Below are 26,517 nucleotides of genomic sequence, written 5' to 3' on the forward strand. Positions count from 1 at the left end.
GTGCAACACTAAAGAAGTTATGATAAAGATAGAGAATATAAGCTACGGCTATAAGCCTAAACAACCTATTTTCAACGATATATCTTTGGAAGTAGGTAATGGTATATATGGACTATTGGGAGAAAACGGTGTAGGAAAAACCACACTGATACATCTCATCTGCGGACTTCTTTTCCCATGGAAAGGTGAGTGTAAAATCGATAATTGTAATTCTGTCCAAAGAAGTCCGGAATTACTGTGCCACTACTTCTTTTTGCCGGAAGAGATGCAGATGCCCACTGAAAGCATCTATCAGTTCGCCGCCCGCCATTCCGTATTCTATCCCCGTTTCAGCCGCAAGGATTTCGAACAGAACCTGGAAGAATTGCACATCGATGGAAAACAGAAACTTTCCGCCGTCTCCTACGGACAACAGAAGAAAGCGATGCTGGCGTATGCCTTAGCCCTGCACACTCCCCTCACCCTGCTCGACGAACCTACCAACGGACTGGATATCACCTCCCGGCAAGCCTTGAAACGTATCATCAGTCGCACCGTGGATGATGAAAGCACCTTGTTCATCTCCACTCATCAGGCACACGATTTCGAAAACTTGTTGGATCACCTCATCATCCTCAGCGAAGGCGAAATCTTACTGAACCGCTCACTGGATGAAATCAGCGAACGGCTGCTTTTTGCCCGCACAGCCTATCTACCCGAAGATAGCCTTTATAGCGAACAAGACCTGCATGGCTACTTCTCCATCCTACCTAATGAAGAGGGAGAAGAGAATACACCGGACATTGAACTACTGTATAAGGCAGCGCTGCAAGTACCGGAGAAAATAAAAATGATATGGAACGAATAAATCATAAGAAGAAATTATGAATACGACTTTTAATCTGAAACGTTTCTTCCTATTGGAGAAATACAAGAAGCAAGAAACCGGAAAACACTTATTATGGAGTGCAGGTGTCGTTCTGGGGATTTGCCTTCTCTGTATGATGTATGATATTAATAAAGGAGCAAGTTTCTATACAGAACAGACGCAAGCCGCATCCTTGAGTCGCTATACTTTGTGGTTCCTCTGCATCGCTCCTTGCCTGCTGGAAGCAAGTATCTCCAAGCATAACTTCACACTCTATCTGCTGCTACCCGCTTCTGCTTTGGAAAAGTTCATGCATTTATGGCTGAAATATATACTCATACTTCCACTATTCTGTGCCCTGATAATTGTGGTTCTCAAAGGAGTATTCATATTGTCAGGCATCGACTATCTACAACACTTCGGGAATCTTATCGAACCTTACGTAGTCAATAAAGACCAACTATTGACATACAGTCTGCTACAGGGTATCTTCTTCATCGGCTGTATTGCCTTTAAGCGCCAAAAAATGATAAGTGCTTTTATCGTCGTATGCCTCTGCCTCACCATCATGCTGGGGCTCACCGCACTCATGACAATATGTGCCCCCGCTGACTCTCATGGATATTGGATGTCAAATATTATAGCTTATCCGATATATAATTTCCCGGTATCTCCCACGGGAGAAGCCATCATCGCTTTCTGCAACTATGCCACTCCCCCGTTATTTATCATCGGAACATGGGTATCAGCCTACTTCCTGCTCAAAGAAAAACAACTGTAAGCTATGGAGTTTAAAACCAATAAACCAATATACCAACAGATCGTAGACTTCTGTTTCAGCAAGATACTCACCCGGGAATGGCGAGCGGAAGAGCGGGTAGTCTCGGTCAGGGAGCTTTCTACACAGCTTGCCGTGAATTCGCGCACCGTAATGAAAGCCTACGAATACCTACAGGCGGAAGACATTATTTATCCGGAGCGGGGTATGGGCTTCTATCTGGCAAAGGATGCGGTGAAGAAAGTGATGAAGATACAGAAGAAAGAATTCTTCGACAACCAACTGGCCGATGTATTCCTAAACATGGAGTTACTCGGCATCAGCATAGATGAAGTGATAGAACGATATAATAAACTTAAAAACAGCAGTTCATGAAGAGATACGCAAAGACAGCATTATTGATTACCTTCGGACTCCTCTTCGTGCTCATCATAGTCAAAGTTTTTACTCTGATGTACGAACTGAATTCCGCTGTACAGTCTTAACTTTTACAGCCTCGACGCCGAAAGTATAAACATCTGAAATACAAATTAAAGAATCTTCCCTAACAGGGAGGAGTGCCTTCTACATCTCTAATCAAACAGTAATCTACTAACAGGAACGAATATGAAAACAAAACTATTTTTACTACTGACTGTCCTCTCCGTACTCAGTACGCAGGCACAGAACCTTACAATCAAAGGACGTGTTACGGATACTTCGCAAGAAGCCATCATAGCCGCCAATGTATCGCTATGGACCACAGACTCCACTCTGGTAACCGGAGTGACTTCGGATACTCAGGGTAAGTTTGCCCTCAATAAAATCAAGGCGGGCAATTACCGCCTGGCCATTACTTTTATCGGCTATCAAAGTGAAGTTATCCTACTGAAACTGAACAACGACCTCGACCTGGGCGATGTACAGTTGCAGGAAGATGCCGTAAGCCTGGGTGAAGTGACCGTATCCGCCAGCAACGTGCTTCAACGCGTGGACCGTCAAATTATCCTGCCCACTGAGAGCCAGCTGAAACGTTCGTTCGGTGCCTACGATCTGCTGAACAACCTTGGCATCGCCCGCCTGCAAGTGGACAAGTTCACCAACAGCATGAGCATCAGCGGTGGTGGAGAAGTGCAGACCCGAATCAACGGCATCAAAGTGACGGACAAGGAAATAGCTGCCGTCAGAGCCAAAGACGTGCTGCGCGTGGAGTTCATCGAAGACCCGGGCAAGCAATACGGTGACGACGAACTGGGTGCCGTAGTCAATATTATCCTGCGTCGCCGCGAAACGGGTGGTGTGGTAAATTTCCAGCTTTCCGACTCGCCCCATACCCTGTGGGGAGAGAATTTCCTGAGTGCGAAGTTCAACTACAAGAACTCCGAATGGGGCATCGACTACTTCAACAAGAACGGTAAGTATCACAGCCGCCTCGAATCTCACGAGACTTTCTATCTGGGCGACCGCACCATCGACCGCATCAAGGAAGGTATCGAGGATGAATCTCCCGCACTCAGTTTCATCAACAACCTGAATCTGACTTACAATCTGACGAAAGCGGACAAGTATGTATTCAATGCCATCTTCCGCAATAACCTCAACAATGCTCCTTATCAGAATGAACTGAACAAGATGTGGGCGGTAGGTGACACGGAGTCTATCTATTCGTACGTCAACAGCCATACATCCAGTTATTCTCCGGCTCTCGACCTTTACTTCCAGCATACCCTGCCCCATCAGCAGAGCATTCAGATGAATGTGACGGGAACGCTCATCCACACCAAGAACAACCGGAAATATAAGGAGTATAAGGATGAAAGTGCACCGCTGGCGGATATTCAGACACTGGTGGACGGTGACAAACGCTCCATCATCGGTGAGGCCATTTATGAAAAGAGTTTCAAGGATATAAAACTAAGCGGTGGTGCCCGCCACTATCAGATGAGGACGGAAAATGAGTACAAAGGTTCCAACCCCACAACTTCGAAGATGGACCAGGCGCAGACCTCCGCTTTCTTTGAGATGCAGGGCAAGGTAAAGGACTTCAGTTATGCAGGCAGCGTGGGCATGACACGCGCCTGGTTCAAAGAAAGTGACGAAGACCATGCTTACTATACTTTTACACCTACCGTACGGTTGAGTTATAATTTGAAGAAAGCGGGGTTCCTGCGCTACCGGTTCAATATCAGTCCCGCCATACCGTCACTCGGTTCGCTGACGGATGTGGAACAGGCTATTGATACCCTGCAGATTGTCCGTGGTAACCCGTTGCTGAAAACATATCAGCAGTTCACAAATTCCTTGTCCTACAGTTATTCTAAAAAACAATTCAATGCCAACCTGAGCCTGCGCCATCAGTACTATGACAGCCCCATCATGGAAAGCATCTTTGTCGAGGATGGGAAGCTGATACTGAAAGATGAAAACCAACGCTCGTTTCAGAGCCTGAATGCGGAACTGATGATCGGCACAAACGGCGCAACGTTGTTCGGACTGAAAGATTTCCTGACGCTTTATGCTTCGGGAGGATACACCCGCAGTTGGTCGGAAGGTTTGGAATACAGCCACACGTACGATGAATTTTACTATAGTGTGATGGCGCAACTGCAATACAAAGGCTTTTCTTTGCTCGGACAATTCAGGAAGGTGCAGAACAACTTCTTCGGTGAGACCATCAAGAAGAATGAAAATCAGACGGCATTTATGGCAATGTACGCCAAGCAGAACTTTCAGGCAGGGATCGGTGTTCTGTTTCCTTTCACCAATAATTATAAGGTGGGAAAAGAACGCATCAGTGAGGTAGCTCCCTTCCGCTCGGAAACTTTTGTGAAGGAGACGGGACAAATGTTCATACTCCGCATAGGCTATACGTTCGAGTTCGGCCGCAAGCACAAAGCCGGAAACAAGGGATTGAACAATAGTGATACGGATAGCGGCATCATTGATATGCAGAGATAAAAATCCGGATATAATATAGTATAACCCGTTGGCGGAATTAATTCATTTCTGACACAGTTATGGATTATCTGACTTAAATACACAGCCGTTTTCCTTTCATGGAAATTCTGTTTACCCCAAATGGTAACTTTGTTCACTCCACACGGTAACTCCATTTACATGCCGAGGTAAAGACCGTTACATGCCGAGGTAAAGGTCGTTACAATAAGGGGTAAAGACTGTTACATACAGCGGTAAACGCTTTTACATCTTATGATAAGCATTCGGTAAATACTATTAGCTGACTATCAACGAACTAACAAGAATGTCGTCAGCAATCTTTGATTCACATCTTTTCAGATATGAATTAACTCCGCCAACGGGTTAACATAATATAATTTCAACCCTCTTTGTGAAAAGAGGTAGCCCAAAGGGCGAGGCGGCGGGATTATACGAAATTGCTTCATGTATAATTCATTAATTACCTGACTGCCGCCTCTCCTGCGGGCATTTTTATATGCAAAATGTCCTAACTTTGGCAAATATTCAACTACACTTAATGACGAGAGTAACCGGTCGTTTTGTGAAGAAAAGCATATATTTGTCAATTACTAAAATAAAGCATATAGAAAGGAGGGCCAGTATTACTTAATAATAGTCACAGTACCTTCTGCCAGTTGCCTCTCCTTTGTCGGAGCGGTAGCAGCATAGCCCAAAGCAGCACAACCATATACACGGTGATTTTCGGGAATACCCAATTTCGTCAAGAAAGCACGAACATCCGGGTCATCGCAAGTCTGCCCCAGTTGATTGATCCAGCAAGAACCTATACCAAGAGACTTGGCAGACAGGAATATGTTCTGCATGGCGCAGGCACAATCCATACTTGCCCACCACTGCGTTGGTTCATTGGAAACTATGACAAGTGTGGGTGCATGATAATAACAGCAATAAGTTTGGCTCTGTCCACGCTCCCGTAAACGAGGCTCGTCACTTTTAGCAAAAGCACCTTTAATTTTCTCATTCAGCTCTTCCAATACTGCGGCATTCTGAATAGCCGTGAAATGCCAAGTCTGATAATTCATACCACTGGGGGCATAGGTTGCCGCTTCCAGAATAGTATTCAAATCTTCTTGAGATATCTGCTGTTCTGTGTAAGCACGTACGCTACGACGCGACTTGATGGTCTTTAAAACTTCATTCATACTTGTTATTTTTTTGTCAATCCAATCTTTACATTCAGTTTGAAATAATATACACCATTCTCTTTTTCCAGAAAACCGTACTTGTCCTTATCTACCGAACCTTTCTCTAAACGGGTATTCAGATAAAGGAAATCGGCAAATGTCCGACGTTCCGATTTATGATAGCAAAGCACTTCTCCTGCTGCATCCACCAACAGAATACCTTCCACAGCGGAATCCGTACCATTATAAATCTTTGCCGGACGCATACCAAGAGCCAGTGCCAACAAGAACTGTTTCATTTTAAACTCATAGAAACCATGTTTGTTTATCAGCTCATCCTTTATCTTCAAAGGATTGATTTCTTTAATACGATCTGTCAGTTCACTGATACGTGCGATACCATCGAGATGCATCATACGCACCATTTCCGCCAACATACGAGGGAAGTGCAAATCAATCATCAATAAATTACAGCGAAATACACGGTCGGCTACGTCAGAGTATTTCAACACCCCACCGAGACGCTCAATCATCAGCATGCGTTCAGTAACTTCTGTGGGCGACTCCGGCAAGGCATTCACCTTATTCACCGTAGGCGTTGCAAATTTAATACCCGATTGTTCCAGTTTCAGGTTTGCCGTACGCCCGCCATCCAGCAATGGATTCATTGAACTAAGGCGGCAACGGACATTAAAGCCTGTCAACGGAGCTTCGGGATGCCAGAAAGCTATAGAGAAATCCGTACGATCTTCTGTCTTCGCTTCCAGGTCATAGATATTGATTGCATCCAGAAATGCTTCCAGTCCCTCAGGAACTTCAATGGCATCGGAACCGCTGGTAGTCTTCAATAATTCAAGAATAAACTCGGCAGCTCCACCAAAGTCTTCACGGGGAATGAGCTGTTCTTCCTTATCAGTTGTAGTAAATGTACCTTCTTTCTCTAATACACCACTAACTATACGGACATTATCCGACTCTATGTAATAACGACGTGTACCGTCGTGTTCCTCTCTCTGTATCAGTGCAATGGGCCAGCATTTCGTTTCATCCTTCCGGGCTTGCGGTGTACCCAGTGAAACTTTCCCATTTGCCAGGAGGCGAAAGAATGTATAGAGTTCGCCCAACTCACGTTTTGTTGCTTCAAATGCCATAATAAATTGTTTTTTCCTAATTAACAAGTGTACAAAGATAATGCAAATTGAAGGCAGAACTTTCATGCTTGCATGAAAAAGTTCTACTGAGATGCTGCTTATTTTATTTAAAGATAAGGAAATCCCCCCAAAAGAAAGTGAATAAACAAACTATTTCCATGTAGAAGCGTTCTACTTAAAACATCAAATATTAAATTTTCGATAACATGAAAAATGAAGAGAATATGGTAGCCATCACAGCTACCCCCAATGGACCTTTTATTGTAGAAGGCAATTTTAAACTGATAGACAGAGAAGGAAAAGCAGAAATACGAACAGGCAGGATTGCCTTATGCCGATGCGGAAAATCCTATAAACAACCCTTTTGCGATGGTACGCACCGAAAAATCCATTATAATGATTTATCTTTGAAATAAACGTACTGGGCCACCAGGGAGCCGGGACATTACTCTTCTTCGAAGCGTAATGTCTCCACTTTTTCAAGACGTGCCTTCAACTTCGGCATCATCGACTTGCGGATACGAAGTATCATACGGCAATCCATATCATACGACTGTTCCAGTATTTCCGGTTCTTCCTCCTTTACAATGCGCATTACATCATTCATAAAAGGATATTCAAACAAGAAGGTTACCGTTTCATCTACCGTTTTTTCTATCACTTCGGCAGCAGCTATCGCCTCAGCAGCAGCAGCTTTATAAGCAACTATCAATCCACTTGTTCCCAATTTAATACCACCGAAATAGCGGACTACGATTATCAGAATATCCGTGAGTTCATTGGAATTTATCTGTCCCAGGATCGGTTTGCCTGCCGTGCCGGAAGGTTCTCCGTTATCATTGGCGCGGAAATCCTTACGTTCGGATCCCAACATATAAGCGTAACAGACGTGACGGGCATCATAATATTTCTTCTGATAAACTTCCAGATGCGATTTTACCTCATCGACAGTACGCACAGGTAGGGCGATAGCAATGAATTTGCTACGCTTCTCGGTGTAAATCCCTTCGGAAGGGGCGCTTATGGTTTTATAGGTATCTTCACTCATGCTGCAAAGATAGGGATTATTTAACTTTTTTGCTTGAAAAAGGGCATAGATGTTTATCTTTATGATATATTTATTATATTTGTAAAACATAAAATAATCAATAGGAAAAAATCAGATTATGGGTATGTATCAGGATCTCATGCTTGTAATTTAAGAATAACAAGATCCTTTATTGCTAATACTTATCGCTATGAACAACAAGCTGTTTACCTTCCTCGACCCTCTATTGGGGTACATCGACAATGGACGTTTCTTCCGTGAACCTTTCCGCTGGCTCTACGTCATCTTTGCCGTACTAAATCTGCTGTTTCCTATTGCAATTCTGGTGAAAGTCATTGACATGGGTTTCTTCAAGTTCGCTGAAGGGAAAGCAATCTTTGCTTTCATTCTGGTATTTATTATTCTCTGCGGTGGTGCATGGGGCAGTTATCTGCTTTGGATGAACCGGAAAAATAAATTGAAAGACATTATTCAGGAAAACAACGAATTCATCGCCATCCCTGTCGTATCCCATCTGACACAGACAATAGGTGAATGGCTCGGAATTTATATCGGTGTTATTGGTACGCTCTGCTCACTGATTATCGCACTCTTTGCAGCCAATGAGTTGCAATATATCATGCCGGTATCCACAGGTATCTTCTTCCTCATGCCGATATACGGTTTCCTGATTGTTGTATTTGCCCGCCTGCTTGCAGAGCTATATCGTGCTTTGGCAGTTATCGCCAATAATACCAGAAAGTTAGCGAAAACAGAAGCTAAAGTTGAAGCTAAGCTGGAAGATACAGAAGAAGTTTAAAGATAAATGAAGAAAGTAGTCATAGCCATTGACTCCTTCAAAGGATGTTTACCCTCGGCAGAGGCTGGAAAAGCAGCTGCCGAGGGTATTCGTTCCGTATACCCGGAATGTGAAATTCTCTGTCTGCCCATAGCCGATGGTGGTGAAGGGATGTTGGATGTCCTGATTGCGGCAACAAACGGACAAATGATTCATATCTCCGCTCACAACCCTCTCATGGAGTGGCACGATACTTATTATGGCATTTCGGAAGATGGAAAAACTGCTTTCATAGAAATGGCAAATATCAGCGGCTTACCCTTAGTTCCGCCGGAGAAAAGAAATCCAATGTTGACTACCACTTATGGCACCGGTGAACTTATCCGTAATGCATTGGAACGCGGTTGCCGCAACTTTATCATTGGCATCGGTGGCAGTGCAACAAATGATGCCGGACTTGGAATGCTTCAGGCATTAGGGTTCCGGTTCCTAGACAAAGAAGGAAAAGAATCAGGAATCGGCAACGGGGAATCATTGACCCAAGTGGATACAGTAGATATTACCCATATTCACCCGGCATTGAATAGCTGCCATTTTACGGTTGCCTGCGATGTACAAAATCCATTTTATGGTCCCGAAGGAGCTGCATATGTCTTTGCACCTCAAAAGGGAGCAGACAGGAAAATGGTAGAAATATTAGATACAGGATTACGACACTTTTCAAAAGTGATCCGCTATGCAACAGAGAAAGATATCTCCAATCACCCCGGAGCAGGTGCTGCCGGAGGTATGGGAGGCAGTTTGTTGGCTTTCCTGAATGCGGAACTGAAACCCGGTATACAACTGTTGCTGGATATACTTGATTTCAGCAATAAAATAAAGGGAGTTGATTTAATAATCACCGGAGAAGGTAAAGCTGATAAGCAAACATTGATGGGTAAAGTGCCTTCGGGGATACTTACTGAGGCTCACCAACAAAATATTCCGGTCATCCTGCTGGCAGGCAAAGTAGAAGATGCAGATGAATTACAACAGGCGGGATTTCAAGGGGTATTCTCTATCAATCCCCCATTTTTGTCATTAGAGCAAGCCATGCAACCGGATGTTGCACGCAAAAACATCCAACAGACGGTAGAAGCTATTTTACTATAGCTTATGTACTACCTTACGACAACGTTTTATTTCCCGTTCCGTCAGTCCGGGATGTTGTTTTGTCCCCCCCTTTTCAATGGCTGAAACGACTTTAAAACCACTCCATTTCAGAATCTCTTTTAATGCCTTCACCACTCCTCTCGTCTGGTTGAAAAAGATATTGAAAGGATACGGAGTGGTACAGGTACTTACAATAACCGCCTTCTTCCCTTTATGCAAACCGATGGGAATACCTCGCGAAGTCTCCCCCATCATTCCATACACCATACGGTCGAACATCACTTTCAGTTGTCCGGGCAGATTTCCCCAGTAACAAGGAGCACCGATAATCAAGGCATTGGCTTCTTCTATCTGTTTCAGGACCCGTTGTGCATCATCTTCCGGCAGACAGCATTTCAATTTTTCACGGCAACTCATGCATCCAATGCAAGGACGAATACTCAAGTCGGCTACCCTGATAACAGAAACATCATCACCATTAGCCTTAGCTTCTGCTTCCATCCATTGCAGCATCTTTGAGATATGTCCCTGTTTGCGGGGACTTCCGTTGATTATTAATATTTTCATGACTATCCTGTATTTACGCAATTCCCAATAATTGAACTTCAAATATTAAAGTGGAAAAAGCAGGAATAGGTCCGCTGGTACGTGTACCGTATCCCATTGTATAAGGAATATACACAATCCAATGATCTCCTATATGCATCCGCTGCAATGCTATTTGCCAGCCTTCAATGACTTCATTCAAGCGAAAAGCTTCAGGATAGTTCCGTCTCCAGGAGTTATCAAATTCACGACCATTTATCAAAGAGCCTCTATAGTGTACTGTCACGATGCTATTCAAGCGGGGAGTATTGTCCCCGGTACCCTCTTCCAATACCCGATATAGAATGCCACAGGGTAGTTCTTTTATATCTTCCTCTGTACGCAATGATTCCATATAACTTTCATTCTGCAACTTATATTCTTCTTTTCTTCCCATATCTTATTATTCCTAAATGATAATATTAGCGACTTCTCCTCTGCAAAAGTACAACATTTATAATAGCTACCCAAAAACTGGCTAAGCTCATATCACGATTTTGGAGATTATGTGAATAAGCGGTATCTTTGTTCCATGAAAAAATTAGTTATTGTCGGATGTGGACGACTCGCCGGAATAGTTTCGGATGCAGTTGTCAATGGCTTGTTGCCTGATTATGATTTGATTGGAGTATATTCGCGCACTGCTGAAAAAGCAGAACGCATCGTTACTAAAATGCAGCAACATGGAAAATCTTGTGTGGCATGCGCTACACCGGAAAGTTTACTGGCACTGAAACCTGATTATCTCGTAGAGGCCGCCTCTCCTGCTGCCATGAAAGAGATTGCTTTGCCTGCTTTAAAAAACGGCATTTCAATCGTTACCCTGTCCATCGGAGCTTTGGCAGATAACACTTTCTATAAAGAAGTAATGGAAACCGCCCAGGCAAACGGTACTCGCGTATACATCGTTTCCGGTGCTACCGGAGGATTCGACGTTCTGCGGACAGCCTCTCTGATGGGAAATGCAAAAGCAAAATTCTTCAATGAAAAAGGGCCCAATGCCCTGAAAGGAACAGCGGTATATGATGAATCTTTGCAAACTGAACAGCGTGTCGTCTTCTCAGGAAATGCGACCGAAGCCATAGCTATGTTCCCTACTAAAGTCAATGTAGCTGTTGCCGCTTCATTGGCATCTGTCGGTCCGGAAAATATGGAAATGTCCATGCAGTCTACTCCCGGATTCACGGGGGATACCCAAAGGGTGGAAATAAAAAATGATCAGGTTCATGCTGTAATAGATGTGTACAGCGCCACAGCAGAAATAGCAGGGTGGTCTGTAGTAAACACCCTGCTTAATATTACATCACCGATTGTATTTTTCTGATTCTATTATCGGTTAAATTCTTCTATATTGGCCAGTACTTTCTCGCTCAGGCGGTCAAACGCCTGGCGTGTACGGCCTGTAGAAACCTGCATACAACGTACATGAGGATGATTCAGAAGATGCTCTCCTCCTAATGCTCCCACCGTATCACAAAAACACAGATTATCACCTTCCAACCATTTGGTAAATGCAACTTCATCCCATGCCGGAGACAATCCGGTATTAAACATTATTTTCTTATTTCCGAGTTGCTCAAATTCTGCCTCATGTAGAAGAACTGTATTCTTATTAAGACAACAGAAAATGACTTCATTTTGGGCAAGAAGTTCACTCAATGATAAGAAGCGATACCCTTTGGCTCTCGCATCCTGTTTTTCACTACGACCGAAATAAGAAATATCCGCCCCGAAGAATTTCAGTGCATCTGCAATCATACCGCCGGATTTACCCAAGCCGACGATGCCTACTTTCAGTCCGGTGATCTCCCGGGGCATATCCTCCCAAGGATCTTGTCCAAATCCATGCAGGCAACGTACCAATTCACTGACTACATATTCCACTACACCTTCATCACCATAATCCCGGATACCGGTTACAGTGATACCCCGCTCATTCGCATAACGAATGTCTACATTAGCACTTTCGGGAGAATACAATGAACAACACATACCGATATACTTAATATCGGGACACTTCTCCAGTACGGCACGGTTTATCTGGGAAGTATAACTCAGAAGCACGGCATCGGCATCTCCGATACGAGCTACTATTTCATCATCCCCTGCCGGTACATCAGGATACATAACGACTTCATCTGCATAGGAGTGCAGTGCTTTTTCTGCTGATGGAATCAGACTTACAGGCTCTATTGCTACAAGTTTACGAAACATAGTTTTTAATTTTTGAAAGGGCGAAGTTAACAAAAAGAGTTATATAAAACAAAAGAGCTGCCATCGATCATACGTGACAACTCTTTCTTACTATCTTTACGACAATACTTTTTCTTGTTTTTATGCGGACGGTCTTTTGCAATCCAACGCCCACCATTGCGTTCCAACTCTATCAAGCGGTTCGCCTCTTTGAATGCCGACAGGGCATCCCTACGTTTTTTCGTTTTCATTGTTCTACAACTTTATACATTACAAATAGCTAAAAGGCTAAGGTTTTGCAAAGGTAGCCAATTTTGTCGAAACTATCCCCTGCTACCCAAACTATTCTTATCCGGATTGATCTCGGAAACCATATTACGCACTTCTTTCTTATCAACTTTAGAATATAATCCCAATTGTCGTCCAGGTAATGTTTCCTCCGCATTCGTCTGTATCTTACTCTTTTCTTCAAGAGTCTTTTCTTCTTTTTTATCCATATTGTTATCTGGTTTAGGTTAATTACTGAAATAGTAACAAACAGACAACCGCTAAGGTTCTCCATTATAGAAAAAAAGAGCTGTCAACAACTGTGACAACTCTTATATTTCTGAAAACTCCTTGAATGAAGCTCAATTACTGCTTCTTACTAAGCTTTAACTCCGTAATGAAAGCAACGATAAGGCCGATACCACCGAATACCAGAACACAAGCTCCATAAACCATAGAAACCGTTTCCCTGTAAATGCGCCAGTCATTCATATTCTTATCCAGATAACCGGGGACCGAAGTTGTACAAATTACAAATCCGATCAATAACCCTAAGCCCATACCTGCTAACAGACAGCCAATCTTCAATGCTGAGAATGAGAAGTTACTGCAGAGCTTCGGCCCATAGGTAGTATCCGGGACAAATTTATCTCCCATTTTCTCAATGAGCAGCAAGCGCTCTTTCTTACATACAAACAGCTCAAACAATTTGTAAATACCTAATGTAATAATTGCCATGATTGTAGGCACCATAATAAAATCCATCATATTCGTTTCGTTTTAAATTAGTATTTTTGTTCCTTTGTACACTTTAGACGCAGTGTTTTTTCTAAGGTTACACCTTTTATCGAAAAAAATATTTCTCACGAATCCTGTAACCTCTTATAGAGAGTTGCGTCTAAAAGATAAAATGGAGAACAACGAAATTCATATTATCGAACGCATACTGAAAGGGGAAACAGCTCTATACGAATACTTCCTGAATCAACACGGCCAACAGGTGTTTTCCCTGGTTGCCCGCATTATTTGCAATCAGGAAGATGCCGAAGAGTTGACGCAGGATGTTTTTCTGAAAGCATTCCAGAACCTCTCCTCTTTTAAAGCCACAAGTTCATTCTCTACGTGGCTTTATTCTATTGCCTATAATACGGCTATTTCTGCAGTTCGTAAAAAGAAATTCGATACCTTTGCCATGGACGATACATTGCTTGCCAACATCTCCGAACAACAAGTAGATGAAACGCTCAATGATGAAAGCGAGGAAATGATTATCAAATTAAATAGTGCCATAGAAAAGCTGAACTCCGACGAACGGGCTTTAATTACCTTATTCTACTACGAAGAAAAGACATTGAATGAAATTGCCCTGATATTGGGCCTGACAGAAAGCAATGCGAAAGTAAAATTGCATCGCGTACGCAAAAAGATATATGTACTCATAAAACAAGAGGAAGTATGAACGAGGAACAAAAAGATAAAGGACTAAAAAGAGCCATAAAAGAAGAAAACGGATTTCGTTTACCTTCCAATTTTGCCTATCGCACCATGCGGAAGGTGGAAGAAGCCATACGCTTACGCGAAAAGAAGTCGGAACGAAGAACTTTATTTGCCACAATAACAGCCTCTATATTCTTAATAGGATGCTGTATTGCCGGACTTGTCATCTATTTCGGCGATACAATCAGAGAAGCTTTCACCCGAACTGAAATGGTGGAAACTGAACAGATTCAGATTCCCTCATTCTGCTTACTGATATTCATTGCAATTCCTCTGTTCGTATTATTTGATCGCTGGATGAGAAAAAGATATTATAAACACCATTCGTAAAGAAAAAGCGAGGATATCCGTTGTAGGAACATCCCCGCTTTATTTTTTTATTCAGTTCTTAGTCCAGTTTATGGATAACCAAACCCGAACGCAGTTTCGGTTCAAACCACGTTGTCTTAGGCGGCATGATGTTGCCTGTATCTGCAATATCCATCAACTGCTTCATGCTGACAGGATAAAGTGCTAAAGCAACTTTCATTTCTCCACTATCCACACGTTTTTTCAACTCACCTAAACCGCGGATACCACCAACAAAATCAATACGTTTGTCAGAGCGCAGATCCTTGATGCCAAGGATTTCATTCAAAATGAGATTAGAAGAAATGGTAACATCCAGTACACCAATCGGATCATTATCATTGTAAGTACCCGGTTTAGCAGTCAGACTGTACCATGTACCATCCAGATAAAGAGAGAAGTTATGCAGACCAGCAGGTTTATAGATTTCAGCACCTTTCTCTTCAACTGTGAAGTTCTTACTGACAGCTGTCAGGAACTGTTCCGGAGTCAGGCCATTCAGATCTTTGACAACACGGTTATAGTCGATAATCGTTAATTGATTAGCCGGGAAACAAACAGCCATAAAGTAATTGTACTCTTCATTTCCAGTATGATTGGAGTTCTGTTTAGCTTTCTCTGCTCCTACTAATGCTGCTGCAGCACTACGGTGGTGTCCGTCGGCAATATAAAGAGCAGGCATTTTAGCAAATTCTCTGGTGATAGCCTCAATATCTTCCTGTTTATCAATAATCCAGAAAGTATGTCCGAATCCATCTCCGGGAGCGATAAAGTCATATACCGGTTTTCCGGCAGTATAGTGAGCGATAATAGTATCCAGTGTAGCATTATCAGGATAAGCAAAGAATACAGGCTCAATATTGGCATTGTTCACACGGACATGCTTCATTCGGTCTTCTTCCTTATCACGACGGGTCAACTCATGTTTCTTAATGACACCATTCATGTAGTCGGGAACATAAGCACCTACTACCAATCCATATTGCGTCTTTCCATTCATGGTCTGCGCATAGACGTAATAGTTTTCTTTATCATCCTGAATCAACCAGCCTTTGTCCTGAAACATCTGGAAGTTTTCAGCAGCTTTCTGATAGACACACTCATCGTGTTCGTCAGTACCTACCGGAAAATCTATTTCGGGTTTAATAATATGATACAAGGATTTTTCGTTTCCTTTCGCCTCTTCACGCGCTTCTGCAGAGTTCAGCACATCATACGGGCGGGAAGCAACTTGTTCCACCAGGTCCTGTGGAGGACGGATACCTTTAAAAGGTTTAATTATAGCCATAAGTCAAGGTGTGTTTTTAATGGATTATTGAGATTTCTTTTTCATGAAATGCACTATCAAATAGATTGCACTACCTAATATCAATACAACAGATACGCCCTCGCAAAAGCCGAGGGCGAAATCTGAAAGTTCTTTTCTGAATATGCTGCTTAGTGCAAAAACACCAGCACCTATCGTCAGATAGACAACTGCAAATTTATAGGCAGTTTTACTATTCATTCTTATTTCTTATTTACGCGGAATTTCTCGCAACCATCTTTCAGGAAGCCAACAATCTGCTGTGCAGCAGCAATACCGGCATTGATATTAGCTTCAGCAGTCTGTGCACCCATCTTCTTCGGTGTAGAGAAGTAGCGTCCGGCAAACTTGGCAGCAAATGTTTCATGAGCTGCAGGCATAATATCCGTCATGTATTTCAAGTCACCACGTTCTTCCATCAACTGGATCAGCTCTGCTTCATTGATAACCTCTTTACGGGCAGTATTTACCAATACACCATTCTTCGGCATCTTGTTTACCAGAGCATAGTTGATAGAGTTCTTTGTTTCAGCGGTAGCCGGAATATGCAATGAAACTACATTGCAAGTAGAATAAAGCTCATCAGCAGAGTCAACAGCTGTCACACCATCTTTTTCAATTACTTCTTTCGGGCAGAAAGCATCGAAAGCGTAGATTTCCATTCCGAAACCTTTAGCAATACGGGCTACATTACGACCTACATTACCATATGCATGGATACCCAGTTTCTTACCTTTCAGTTCCGTACCGGAAGTACCATTATACATATTACGGACAGCCATCACCATCATACCGAAAGCAAGTTCGGCTACGGCATTTGAGTTCTGTCCCGGAGTGTTCATTACGCATACACCATGAGCAGTGGCTGCGTCCAGGTCTACATTATCGTAACCTGCACCTGCACGTACCACAATCTTCAGTTCTTTAGCTGCATCCAACACCTCAGCATCTATGATGTCACTACGGATAATGATAGCATTGGCATCTTTCACAGCATCCAGTAACTGTGCTTTCTCTGTATATTTCTCCAGCAAAGCAAGTTCATAACCTGCTGCTTCAATTTCTTTGCGAATACCGTCTACAGCTACTTTAGCAAACGGTTTGTCTGTTGCAATTAATACTTTCATGTAATTTAATTATGAATTATAAATTATGAATTATGAATTGAGGCTTTGGCGGTGATAACGATAGAGCGCAATAATTTTATGAGTTCTATACAATCGGCAGACATTGACTCAAATTCATGTGGTTTCAAAAATTCAGTCTCATTCAAGAGTTCTAACCAATACATAGTCTCATCAGCTTCCTTCTGTGCTATGCCTAATTTATGAACAAAGTCTGATTTTGATTCCTCATTCAGAGCTTCTCGAACATTGGCACCAATAGAAGTACCCGAACGAAGCATCTGCTTACTCAAAACATATTCTTTATGTTCGTTATTTAAATATTTATATAGCTTTATGATGCGAACTGCAAATAAGAAACTTTTCTGCTTAATGATATTATCTTTCATATATAAAAGAGAATGGTCCGATAATACGAACCATTCATCATTTATAATTCATAATTCATCATTAAGCGTGCAACGCTTCAAATTCCTGCATGCAGTCAATCAAAGCCTGTACGCTTTCTTTCGGCATAGCATTATAACAAGATGCACGGAATCCGCCAACTGAACGGTGTCCCTTGATACCCACCATGCCTCTTTCTGTTGCAAACTTCATGAAGTCAGCTTCCAGGTCTTTGTATTCAGGAGCCATCACGAAACAGATGTTCATGCGTGAACGGTCTTCTTTAGCAGCTGTACCTACGAACATTTTGTTACGGTCGATTTCAGCATACAGCATATCTGCCTTTTCAGTAGCACGACGTTCCATTTCTTTCACACCACCCTGTGCCTTGATCCAACGTAAAGTCTGCAGTGCAGCATAGATTGGAACAACCGGAGGAGTATTGAACATAGAACCGTTATCAATATGTGTCTGATAGTTCAACATTGTCGGAATATAACGGGATACTTTACCCAAAGCGTCATTCTTCACGATAACAAATGTAACACCGGAAGGAGCCAGATTCTTCTGTGCACCACCATAGATACAAATATATTTAGACACGTCGATAGGACGGGAGAAAATATCAGAAGACATATCGGCAATCATCGGAACGTTTACATTCAAATCTTCCTTAAGTTCAGTACCATAAATAGTGTTGTTGGTTGTGATGTGGAAATAATCAGCATCAGCAGGTACTGTATAGTCCTTCGGAATATAAGTATAAGTAGATTCAGCGGAAGAAGCGACTTCAACTACTTCACCGAATGCTTTGGCTTCTTTCATGGCTTTTTTGGCCCATACACCTGTATTCAGGTAAGCAGCTTTCTTTTCAAGGAAGTTGAAGGGTACCATGCAGAATTCCAAACTGGCACCACCGCCCAAGAACAGTACCGAATACCCTTCAGGGATATTAAGTAATTCTTTGAATAATGCTACAGCTTCATCCACAACGGGTTGAAAGTCTTTAGCACGGTGGCTGATTTCCATCAGTGAGAGGCCTGAACCATTGAAATCGAGAATAGCTTTTGCCGTATCCTCAATCACCTCACGAGGAAGAATAGAAGGTCCTGCATTGAAATTATGCTTTTTCATTTGAAGTTTGTTTTGGTTATACAATTTCGTTCATTAGTGTCTTTAGACCTTGCGAAATTACGGAAATATTTCTTTAAAACAAACCTTTCATAATGAAATTCCATTTTAATAGCGCATTTAGCTTACTTTTTAATGGTTTATACAGGATATATGCACCATTTTGTTATCCATACTTATCAAGAACAATACTTTTAGAGAAACTAAAAGTATTGAGGATTTATTACTTTATATTCAGAAGATTATGTGCAAATAAAGTGAATATTTATAAGAAAACTTACTTGGCCTCCTCTATTATCGTCTTTATTCCTTTGATTTTTTCACCACGTATCAGTGTGAGCAATTGCTTTATTTTGCTACGGCGCACAGCTACAAAAGCATAATGTTCTTTCACATCTACCTGTCCGACGTCTTCACGTGTCATTCCACCTTTTTTATATAGAAAACCTACAATATCGATTTTATTCAATTTATCTTTTTTTCCTTTACCTATATATAAGGTAGCCCAACGAGGTTTAGCAGGCTTAGGAAGTACCTCCGGAAATTCGTAAGTTTCAATATCGTCAGAAATATATTCCGGTACAAATTCTTCTTCATGCAGAATCAAATAGGCGTTTCCTGATGCCTCCCAGCGTGCCGTACGCCCATTACGATGAGTGTAGGCTTCTTCATTCACGGGAGGATGATAATGCACCACATTTTCGATGCCCGGAATATCCAGTCCGCGGGCAGCAAGATCGGTAGAAATCAATACTGAACAACTACCATTGCGGAATTTATAGAGTGCCCGCTCACGGTCAGGTTGTTCCATACCCCCATGAAACATATCACACGGGAACTTCTTAGCTTGCAGGTATCCGGTGACGCGCTCCACACTATCACGATAGTTACAAAATACAAGAGTGGAATGATAACCAAGCGTACAAAGCAAATTGTACAGCGTTTCCAGCTTATCTTTTTCGGGAGAAACGACTTTATGTAACTTCAAACGAGGGGCAAGAGCCTCGGGATCAAGAAAATTAAGCTTAACCAGTTGAGAACCGGAGACTGAAGATTGGGAATCCCCTCCCACTCCGGCAAATTGTGGAATTTCTTCGGCATCTGTAGCTGAAAGTAATATACGCTTTTTTAATGAAGGCAACTGTCCGATAACTTCCGCCATCTCGTCATGAAAACCAAATTCAAGACATTTATCAAACTCATCTATTACTAATGTAGTAACAGTACCCGCATCAAAATTCTCTTTTCTCAAATGATCGTTCATTCGCCCCGGTGTACCGATAATGACTGAAGGATTGATACCTTTCATCGTCCTATGTTCCTCCATAGCAGGACGGCCACCATAACAACTCATAGCCTTAAAGGGAGTTCCCATGGATTTAAATACAGTTTCAATTTGCAATGCCAGTTCCCGCAAAGGTACCAACACAACGGCCTGTACACCTTGCACATTCGTCTTTAATGATTGTACCAAAGGGAGAAGAAAAGCCAGTGTTTTACCCGAACCTGTAGGTGAGAGTAGCACCAAATCTTTATTTTCATGATAAGCCTCCCGAGTTGCCTCCTGCATCGGGGTGAGTTGTTCTATTTGCAAATTACGCAGTATATCCTGAATTTCCATAACATTCTTTTTCGATCACGGGTCAAAGATAACAAAAAAACTCCTGCGTAGCCGTAGCCTTGCAGGAGTTTCTACAAATATCGAAGTTTTTTATAAACCTTGCCTAATTTTATCCGCCGAAGTTATCGAACATCAAGTTCTGAGCCGGAACACCAAGATCGTCGAGCATATTCTCAACAGCCTTTGACATCGGGCCAGGACCACACATGTAATATTCAATATCTTCAGGAGCTTCATGGTCTTTCAGGTATGTATTGTAAATTACCTGATGCACAAAGCCCGGAGTATACTTCACGCCTGCTGCATCTGCTGCGGGATCCGGACGGTCTAACGCCAAGTGGAACGTAAAGTTCGGGAAATCCTTCTCGATTTGCAGGAAGTCTTCCAGATAGAAAACTTCGTTCAAGGCACGTGCACCGTAGAAGTAAGTCATCTTACGGTCAGTAGTATGCAATGTCTTCGTCAAGTGCATGATTTGTGCACGCAACGGAGCCATACCGGCACCACCACCAATCCACATCATTTCCTTCTTAGAGTCGAATATCGGGTGGAAGTCTCCGTAAGGACCACTCATGATTACCTTATCACCCGGTTTCAAAGTGAAGATATAAGAAGAAGCGATACCTGCAGGCACATCCATAAAGCCTTGTCCCTGATCTTTCGGCTTGAACGGCGGAGTTGCGATACGTACCGTCAACATGATACGGTCACCTTCTGCCGGATAGTTAGCCATAGAATAAGCACGGATCGTTTCTTCATTATTGTCACACTTCAATGTGAACAAACCGAATTTTTCCCATGCAGGCAAGTACTCATCACCAATCAGACTCTTATCAATGTCCTTGTTATAGTCCATTGAGTATTTAGGAATCTTGATCTGCGCATAAGAGCCCGGGATAAAGTCCATGTGTTCGCCCTTAGGCAACGCAACGATGAACTCTTTGATGAACGTAGCCACGTTCTTGTTGGAGATAACTTCGCACTCCCACTCTTTTACACCAAGCACAGACTCATCAATCTTGATAGCCATATCGCTCTTTACTTTCACCTGACAGCCCAGACGCCAGTGATCCTGTACTTGTTTACGGCTAAAATGAGGAACCTCAGACGGCAGAATTTCACCGCCACCATCCAGTACCTGGCATTTACACTGTCCGCAAGAACCCTTACCACCACAAGCGGAAGAAAGGAATACTCCATTCACAGACAATGTATTCAGCAACGTAGCACCAGACTCCACATCCAGTACATTGTCACCATTTATAGTCAGTTTTACATTACCTGAGGGTACCAGGAAATTTTTGGCAACCAGCAGGATAACGACAAGCAGCAGAATAACCACCAGGAATACTCCAATGCTCGCTAATATTAAATTCATATCCATTGTTTTATTCCTTTCTTTATTAGATGTTCAAACCAGAGAAACACATGAATGCCATTGCCATCAGACCTACTGTAATGAACGTGATACCCAAACCTTTCAGCGCATCGGGTACGTCAGAGTAAGCCATTTTTTCACGGATAGCTGCCAGGCCTACAATGGCCAGTAACCAACCAATACCGGAACCCAACGCATAAGAGATGGCATCCCAAATGTCACCGATGTATTTCGGATCACTCTCACCTACATTGATGCGCTGCTGCATGAACAGAGAAGCACCCATGATGGCACAGTTTACAGCAATCAGCGGCAGGAAGATACCCAGTGAAGCGTAGAGAGAAGGACTAAAACGTTCCACAACCATCTCTACCAACTGCACGATACCGGCAATTACGGCAATAAAAAGGATAAAACTCAGGAAGCTGAGGTCAACGCCATCAATGATAGCATTGGCAGCCAGCACCTTGGTCTGCAATAAATAGTTGACCGGAAGCGTAACCACCAATACGAAAGTTACGGCGATACCCAGTCCTACAGCAGTCTTCACATTCTTGGATACAGCTAAGTAAGAGCACATACCCAGGAAGAATGCAAATATCATGTTGTCCACAAATATGGAGCGGACAAATAAACTTATTAAATGTTCCATGCTTTAATTAATTATGAATTATGAATTATTAATTATGAATTTAGAGAATGTACGAGCCTTTGTGCTGCACAGCCATTCATCATTCATTATTTATCATTCACAATTATTAAACTTACTTTTCTTGCAATTCTTTGTGGCGAGCACGTTGATACCAAATGATGCAAGCACAGATGATCAAAGCCATCGGCGGCATCAGCATCAAGCCATTGTTCACATAACCCAAGTTTGTCAGCCATTCATGGTTCAGGATATTGAAGCCGAGCAATGTACCTGAACCTAACAGTTCACGGAAGAAAGCCACAATAATCAAAATCTTAGCATATCCCAAACCATTACCTATACCATCCAGGCAAGATTCCCACGGACCGTTCTGCATGGCAAATGCTTCCAGACGTCCCATCAGGATACAGTTTGTAATGATCAAACCTACATAAACAGAAAGCTGTACACTTACGTCATAAGCAAACGCTTTCAATATTTCACTCACAATGGTTACCAAAGCAGCTACCACAACCAACTGAACGATGATACGGATACGGTTGGGGATAGTCTTGCGCAACAGTGAAATAACCACATTGGCAAAAGCCGTAATCACTGTTACCGAAAGACCCATTACGATGGCGGGTTCCAGTTTGGCAGTTACAGCCAGTGCGGAACAAATACCCAGTACCTGTACGGTAACAGGGTTGTTCATGCCCAGCGGAGTTGAGAATACTTCTCTATTTTTCTTTGAAAATAACTGTCCCATATCCTTATTCCTCATCATTATTGGTTAAAAAACTCTTGTAACTATTCAGACAAGCTTTCAGCATGGCATCTACACCTACAGAAGTAATCGTACCGCCGGAGATACCATCCACCTGATAATCAGGTTTATCTACCTTGCCGTTCTTCACGACGCCCAGGGCTACTTCACCATTTTCCATGGTCTTCTTACCCAGGAACTCATCCTGAAAGTGTTGTCCGGCGATTTCAGCACCCAAACCCGGAGTTTCACTGGCATGAGAGAAATAGACACCATAAACAGTATCCTTATCGCTGTTCAGTGCAACATATCCCCAAATAGCACCCCAAAGACCGGCACCATAAACAGGGAATACATATTTCTTCTCTCCATTCACTTCTGCTACGAATACGTGCAGGCGTTGGTATTCTTTAGCTTCTTTCTCGTAGCCAGTAGCAAATGCTCCGGTATTCTCAGTCAAAGTACCGTCTACATTCATCAGCATATCTCCTTTTACATATTTATTATACTCAGCTTCAGCATCTTTCACATCTTTGATTTTCAATGCAGCGAGTATTTGCTTCTTCGTATCCAGTTCCACATTCTTATTCTGAATAGTTCTCAGAGAGGAACTAACGAATGCCAGCAAGAATGCAACGATAACAACCATTACCGAAGCATAAATGATAGTATAACTATTACTATTGGTATTCATTTTCTTACGGTATTTTAATTGTTAGACTTAATTGCACGTTTCTCGCGACGGCTGATATTACCTTGTACTACACAGTAGTCAATCAGCGGAGCGAAGATGTTCATCAGCAGGATGGCAAGCATCATACCTTCGGGATAACCGGGGTTCAGTACACGGATCACGATTGCCATAACACCAATCAGGAAACCGAAGATATATTTACCCGTCTCGGTACGTGCCGAAGTTACAGGGTCGGTAGCCATGAATACGGCACCGAAGCAGAAACCACCCAGTACCAGGTGTTCGTACCAAGGCATATGAGCCATAGCAGTGTCAGGACCAACAGTATTGAATATCCAAGCCATGAACGCACCACCTACAAATACAGAAAACATTGTTTTCCAACTTGCAATACCCGTTGCCAGCAACAGGATAGCACCCAAAGCAATAGCAATCACACTGGTCTCACCGATAGAACCCGGTATCAATCCCGTCACCATATCCCAGGAGAATGGCGGCACAGCCCCCGAAGTGGCAGCAGCACCGAGCGGAGTAGCTACGGTCAATCCGTCAACAGCTTGTCCCAGACCGAATATTGTGTCACCTGATACCCAAACAGCATCACCGGACATCTTCGTAGGATATGCAAAGAAAAGGAATGCACGAGTGATCAAGGCAACGTTGAATACGTTCATACCTGTACCACCGAATACTTCCTTTGCAAAAATTACGGCGAATGCAGTAGCCACCGCCAGAATCCACAGCGGGCAGTCTACCGGAACAATCATAGGGATAAGAATACCGGAAACAAGAAAACCTTCCTGGATTTCTTCTTTCTTCCATTGAGCCACAACGAACTCAATACCCAAACCTACTACATAAGAAACAATGATTTTAGGCAATACAGCCAGAAAACCGTAGGCAAACATTTCAATGAAGCTACCCGTAGCACCGGTATTCGTGAAATGCTGGTAACCTACGTTATACATACCGAACAGCAACGCCGGTACCAACGCAATGACCACCATCGACATAATGCGCTTGCTGTCGATAGCGTCGTGAATATGCGTTCCCGATTTCGAAGTCGTGCTGGGGACGAACAGGAATGTTTCGAATCCGTCGAACACAGACTGGAATGCGTGGAATTTGCCGCCCTCTTCAAAGTTCGGCTTTATCTTGTCGAGATAATTTCTTAACGCTTTCATCTTTAATTTTTAATTCTTGATTTTTAATTGAATTAGGCCATTTCAGCACGGAGCATGTCAAGCCCTGCACGAACAATGCGTTGAACTTCTACCTTCGAAGAACATACGAATTCGCAAAGGGCAAAATCCTCGGGAGCTACCTCATAAATACCCAAAGCTTCCATACGGTCAATATCACCTGCTATGATAGCTTTTACCAGATATTCAGGGAAGATGTCCATCGGGAATACTTTATCGTACTCATTAGACATGATCATATGACGTTCACCACCTTTGATACGGGCATCAAGCACATATTCCTTATTATTACCCAGCAACCAACTGAAATAAGAACGGTTCACACTGAACTGATTGAAACGCGGCATAATCCAGCCCAGCATTTCGTGAATATCGTCACCTTCGGGAATCACTGTCAACTGGCTGTCAAAAGCGCCAAGAAAACCGTTCGGATTCACTTTTTTACCTGTAAGTACATTACCACTGATGTAGCGTAAATCTCTACCGGTAGTCACGTTTCCACTGAATACGTTTGTCAGCAGAGCACCGACTTTCAGTTTACAGTAAGCAGGTTTCAACACTTCGGAACCTGTTACAGCAACTTTGCGTGTCATGTCCACACGACCTGTATTGAACAGACGTCCGATGAATATAACAGCCTCCGCACCAATTGTCCATACGGTTTCACCTTTCACAACAGGTGAAATATGGTTAATCTGTACGCCTACATTGCCGGCCGGATTCGGTCCGTCAAATGCGGTAATCGTTACATTCTTGGCTTGCGTCAACGCTGCTGCCTTTTGTTTTACACTAATACTTAAATACGTCTTTGCCATTTTGGAAAGAGCGTCCAATCCTGTTTGGAAGTTTGCTTCCTCGCCTTTCAGGGCGAATTCAAAATCAGGTGCCAGCGGGTTACTGTCGAAGGCCGAAACAAAGATAGCTTTCGGATACATCGTCGGATCAGCAATCACATCATAGGGGCGCTGACGGATGAACGCAAACATACCGGCTTCCAGCAATGCAGCTTTTACCGACTCGCCATTCAGGGCATTCACGTCTTTCTTACCGAATTCTTCATAGTCTTGCTCGGCTGCAGCTTCAACGACAATGTTCAGCACTTTACGGCGTGCGCCGCGCTCCACACTTGTCACTACGCCGCTAACGGGCGAAACAAATTTCAATTCAGGATGATTCTTGTCGATAAACAAGGGTCCTCCGGCCATCACATATTCCTGTTCTTTGACTACCACTTTCGGAGTGACACCCGTAAAATCATCGGGAACCAATGCGTAGAATCCCGGTTCTTTTACAGACATTAACTCTTGAGAGGCTTTACCTTTCAGGTTGATGTCAAGGCCTTTACGTAACTTAATTACATTTGCCATGCGTTTATATAAAATAATGGTTTCATTAATTTGCCGCAAAAGTAGCAAAAAAGAACGTGAATAAAGAGCAAAAACAAAAGGAATTACGGAGAAATTTCCGTAATTCCTTTCGTTAACGAACACGATAGCAACAAGGGCGATCAACAGCTTCTCAAGCATCCTT

Annotated in this window: 31 protein-coding genes; 10 read left to right on the forward strand and 21 right to left on the reverse strand. The window is 42.8% G+C overall.

Annotation, left to right across the window (positions count from 1 at the left end; translation table 11 throughout):
• Positions 1–19: 19 nt before the first annotated feature.
• The 4 genes from DWW10_RS17835 (at position 20) to DWW10_RS17850 (ending at position 4,562) form a co-directional block, all read left to right on the forward strand.
• Positions 20–847: an ATP-binding cassette domain-containing protein gene (locus DWW10_RS17835; RefSeq protein ID WP_118421589.1), complete on the forward strand. Its 828-nt coding sequence runs from the start codon at positions 20–22 to the stop codon at positions 845–847.
• Between the two features lie 16 nt (positions 848–863).
• Entirely contained in the window at positions 864–1,628 is a 765-nt protein-coding gene (locus DWW10_RS17840; protein WP_118421588.1) for a hypothetical protein, read from the forward strand.
• 3 nt (positions 1,629–1,631) lie between these two features.
• Complete coding sequence (locus tag DWW10_RS17845; RefSeq protein ID WP_007217929.1) at positions 1,632–2,000, forward strand: GntR family transcriptional regulator; 369 nt, start codon at positions 1,632–1,634, stop codon at positions 1,998–2,000.
• Between the two features lie 231 nt (positions 2,001–2,231).
• Positions 2,232–4,562, forward strand: coding sequence for a TonB-dependent receptor (locus tag DWW10_RS17850; RefSeq protein ID WP_118421587.1), 2,331 nt, complete (start codon positions 2,232–2,234; stop codon positions 4,560–4,562).
• 623 nt (positions 4,563–5,185) lie between these two features.
• Here DWW10_RS17850 and DWW10_RS17855 read toward each other — a convergent pair.
• On the reverse strand, positions 5,186–5,746 hold the full coding sequence (locus tag DWW10_RS17855; RefSeq protein ID WP_118421586.1) for a nitroreductase family protein: 561 nt from the start codon (positions 5,744–5,746) through the stop codon (positions 5,186–5,188).
• Positions 5,747–5,751: 5 nt separating this feature from the next.
• A complete protein-coding gene (locus DWW10_RS17860; protein WP_118421585.1) occupies positions 5,752–6,879 on the reverse strand; it encodes an HpaII family restriction endonuclease in 1,128 nt (375 codons plus the stop codon).
• A 206-nt stretch (positions 6,880–7,085) separates the two neighbouring features.
• Here DWW10_RS17860 and DWW10_RS17865 point away from each other — a divergent pair, with 206 nt between their 5' ends.
• Positions 7,086–7,295, forward strand: a complete 210-nt coding sequence (locus DWW10_RS17865; protein ID WP_118421584.1) for a CDGSH iron-sulfur domain-containing protein — start codon at positions 7,086–7,088, stop codon at positions 7,293–7,295.
• Positions 7,296–7,324: 29 nt separating this feature from the next.
• On the opposite strand, the gene DWW10_RS17870 is transcribed toward DWW10_RS17865, so the two are convergent.
• Entirely contained in the window at positions 7,325–7,927 is a 603-nt protein-coding gene (locus tag DWW10_RS17870) for an IMPACT family protein (protein ID WP_118421583.1), read from the reverse strand.
• A gap of 190 nt (positions 7,928–8,117) precedes the next feature.
• Here DWW10_RS17870 and DWW10_RS17875 point away from each other — a divergent pair, with 190 nt between their 5' ends.
• Positions 8,118–8,726: a hypothetical protein gene (locus tag DWW10_RS17875; protein ID WP_118220456.1), complete on the forward strand. Its 609-nt coding sequence runs from the start codon at positions 8,118–8,120 to the stop codon at positions 8,724–8,726.
• A gap of 6 nt (positions 8,727–8,732) precedes the next feature.
• Positions 8,733–9,857 (forward strand): glycerate kinase family protein, encoded by a 1,125-nt coding sequence (locus DWW10_RS17880; RefSeq protein ID WP_118421582.1) that lies wholly within the window; start codon positions 8,733–8,735, stop codon positions 9,855–9,857.
• On the opposite strand, the gene DWW10_RS17885 is transcribed toward DWW10_RS17880, so the two are convergent.
• Positions 9,852–10,424: a flavodoxin family protein gene (locus DWW10_RS17885; protein ID WP_118421581.1), complete on the reverse strand. Its 573-nt coding sequence runs from the start codon at positions 10,422–10,424 to the stop codon at positions 9,852–9,854. The two genes, DWW10_RS17880 and DWW10_RS17885, sit on opposite strands and share 6 nt — an antisense overlap.
• A gap of 13 nt (positions 10,425–10,437) precedes the next feature.
• The gene (locus tag DWW10_RS17890; protein ID WP_118421580.1) at positions 10,438–10,839 is read right to left on the reverse strand and encodes a BamJ family beta-barrel-assembly machinery protein; all 402 of its coding nucleotides are present in this window, start codon (positions 10,837–10,839) and stop codon (positions 10,438–10,440) included.
• A gap of 135 nt (positions 10,840–10,974) precedes the next feature.
• Here DWW10_RS17890 and DWW10_RS17895 point away from each other — a divergent pair, with 135 nt between their 5' ends.
• Positions 10,975–11,766, forward strand: a complete 792-nt coding sequence (locus tag DWW10_RS17895) for an aspartate dehydrogenase domain-containing protein (RefSeq protein WP_118421579.1) — start codon at positions 10,975–10,977, stop codon at positions 11,764–11,766.
• Positions 11,767–11,771: 5 nt separating this feature from the next.
• On the opposite strand, the gene DWW10_RS17900 is transcribed toward DWW10_RS17895, so the two are convergent.
• From DWW10_RS17900 to DWW10_RS17910, 4 genes are all read right to left on the reverse strand, one after another.
• Positions 11,772–12,656: a D-isomer specific 2-hydroxyacid dehydrogenase family protein gene (locus DWW10_RS17900; protein WP_118421578.1), complete on the reverse strand. Its 885-nt coding sequence runs from the start codon at positions 12,654–12,656 to the stop codon at positions 11,772–11,774.
• 26 nt (positions 12,657–12,682) lie between these two features.
• Positions 12,683–12,886: a hypothetical protein gene (locus tag DWW10_RS17905; RefSeq protein ID WP_118220462.1), complete on the reverse strand. Its 204-nt coding sequence runs from the start codon at positions 12,884–12,886 to the stop codon at positions 12,683–12,685.
• Positions 12,887–12,958: 72 nt separating this feature from the next.
• A complete protein-coding gene (locus tag DWW10_RS26110; protein ID WP_182021459.1) occupies positions 12,959–13,132 on the reverse strand; it encodes a hypothetical protein in 174 nt (57 codons plus the stop codon).
• A gap of 136 nt (positions 13,133–13,268) precedes the next feature.
• A complete protein-coding gene (locus DWW10_RS17910; protein WP_118220463.1) occupies positions 13,269–13,670 on the reverse strand; it encodes a DUF6249 domain-containing protein in 402 nt (133 codons plus the stop codon).
• 142 nt (positions 13,671–13,812) lie between these two features.
• On the opposite strand from DWW10_RS17910, the gene DWW10_RS17915 reads away from it, so the two are divergent.
• Together DWW10_RS17915 and DWW10_RS17920 are read left to right on the forward strand one after the other, a co-directional pair.
• Positions 13,813–14,361, forward strand: coding sequence for an RNA polymerase sigma factor (locus DWW10_RS17915; protein WP_118220464.1), 549 nt, complete (start codon positions 13,813–13,815; stop codon positions 14,359–14,361).
• The gene (locus tag DWW10_RS17920) at positions 14,358–14,729 is read left to right on the forward strand and encodes a hypothetical protein (protein WP_118421577.1); all 372 of its coding nucleotides are present in this window, start codon (positions 14,358–14,360) and stop codon (positions 14,727–14,729) included. The genes DWW10_RS17915 and DWW10_RS17920 overlap by 4 nt, the downstream gene beginning before the upstream one ends.
• Before the next feature lie 58 nt (positions 14,730–14,787).
• Here DWW10_RS17920 and DWW10_RS17925 read toward each other — a convergent pair whose 3' ends face one another.
• From DWW10_RS17925 to DWW10_RS17980, 12 genes are all read right to left on the reverse strand, one after another.
• Positions 14,788–16,035, reverse strand: coding sequence for a DUF1015 domain-containing protein (locus DWW10_RS17925; protein ID WP_118421576.1), 1,248 nt, complete (start codon positions 16,033–16,035; stop codon positions 14,788–14,790).
• A 24-nt stretch (positions 16,036–16,059) separates the two neighbouring features.
• Positions 16,060–16,254 (reverse strand): hypothetical protein, encoded by a 195-nt coding sequence (locus DWW10_RS17930; protein WP_118220467.1) that lies wholly within the window; start codon positions 16,252–16,254, stop codon positions 16,060–16,062.
• Positions 16,255–16,256: 2 nt separating this feature from the next.
• Positions 16,257–17,180 (reverse strand): NAD(P)-dependent oxidoreductase, encoded by a 924-nt coding sequence (locus DWW10_RS17935; protein ID WP_118220468.1) that lies wholly within the window; start codon positions 17,178–17,180, stop codon positions 16,257–16,259.
• A 23-nt stretch (positions 17,181–17,203) separates the two neighbouring features.
• Positions 17,204–17,566, reverse strand: coding sequence for a four helix bundle protein (locus tag DWW10_RS17940; protein WP_118421575.1), 363 nt, complete (start codon positions 17,564–17,566; stop codon positions 17,204–17,206).
• Positions 17,567–17,627: 61 nt separating this feature from the next.
• Entirely contained in the window at positions 17,628–18,698 is a 1,071-nt protein-coding gene (gene serC, locus DWW10_RS17945; RefSeq protein ID WP_118421672.1) for a 3-phosphoserine/phosphohydroxythreonine transaminase, read from the reverse strand.
• A gap of 274 nt (positions 18,699–18,972) precedes the next feature.
• Positions 18,973–20,316: a DEAD/DEAH box helicase gene (locus DWW10_RS17950; protein ID WP_118421574.1), complete on the reverse strand. Its 1,344-nt coding sequence runs from the start codon at positions 20,314–20,316 to the stop codon at positions 18,973–18,975.
• A gap of 109 nt (positions 20,317–20,425) precedes the next feature.
• The gene (gene nqrF, locus DWW10_RS17955) at positions 20,426–21,700 is read right to left on the reverse strand and encodes an NADH:ubiquinone reductase (Na(+)-transporting) subunit F (protein WP_118220471.1); all 1,275 of its coding nucleotides are present in this window, start codon (positions 21,698–21,700) and stop codon (positions 20,426–20,428) included.
• A gap of 19 nt (positions 21,701–21,719) precedes the next feature.
• Positions 21,720–22,346: an NADH:ubiquinone reductase (Na(+)-transporting) subunit E gene (gene nqrE / locus DWW10_RS17960; RefSeq protein ID WP_007663369.1), complete on the reverse strand. Its 627-nt coding sequence runs from the start codon at positions 22,344–22,346 to the stop codon at positions 21,720–21,722.
• 112 nt (positions 22,347–22,458) lie between these two features.
• On the reverse strand, positions 22,459–23,094 hold the full coding sequence (locus DWW10_RS17965; RefSeq protein WP_118295926.1) for an NADH:ubiquinone reductase (Na(+)-transporting) subunit D: 636 nt from the start codon (positions 23,092–23,094) through the stop codon (positions 22,459–22,461).
• A gap of 4 nt (positions 23,095–23,098) precedes the next feature.
• The gene (locus DWW10_RS17970; RefSeq protein ID WP_118421573.1) at positions 23,099–23,785 is read right to left on the reverse strand and encodes a Na(+)-translocating NADH-quinone reductase subunit C; all 687 of its coding nucleotides are present in this window, start codon (positions 23,783–23,785) and stop codon (positions 23,099–23,101) included.
• 14 nt (positions 23,786–23,799) lie between these two features.
• Complete coding sequence (locus DWW10_RS17975; protein WP_118421572.1) at positions 23,800–24,969, reverse strand: NADH:ubiquinone reductase (Na(+)-transporting) subunit B; 1,170 nt, start codon at positions 24,967–24,969, stop codon at positions 23,800–23,802.
• Positions 24,970–25,001: 32 nt separating this feature from the next.
• The gene (locus DWW10_RS17980) at positions 25,002–26,513 is read right to left on the reverse strand and encodes a Na(+)-translocating NADH-quinone reductase subunit A (RefSeq protein WP_182021461.1); all 1,512 of its coding nucleotides are present in this window, start codon (positions 26,511–26,513) and stop codon (positions 25,002–25,004) included.
• Positions 26,514–26,517 lie beyond the last annotated feature (4 nt).

The organism is Bacteroides intestinalis, from assembly GCF_003464595.1.
Lineage (GTDB): Bacteria > Bacteroidota > Bacteroidia > Bacteroidales > Bacteroidaceae > Bacteroides > Bacteroides intestinalis_A.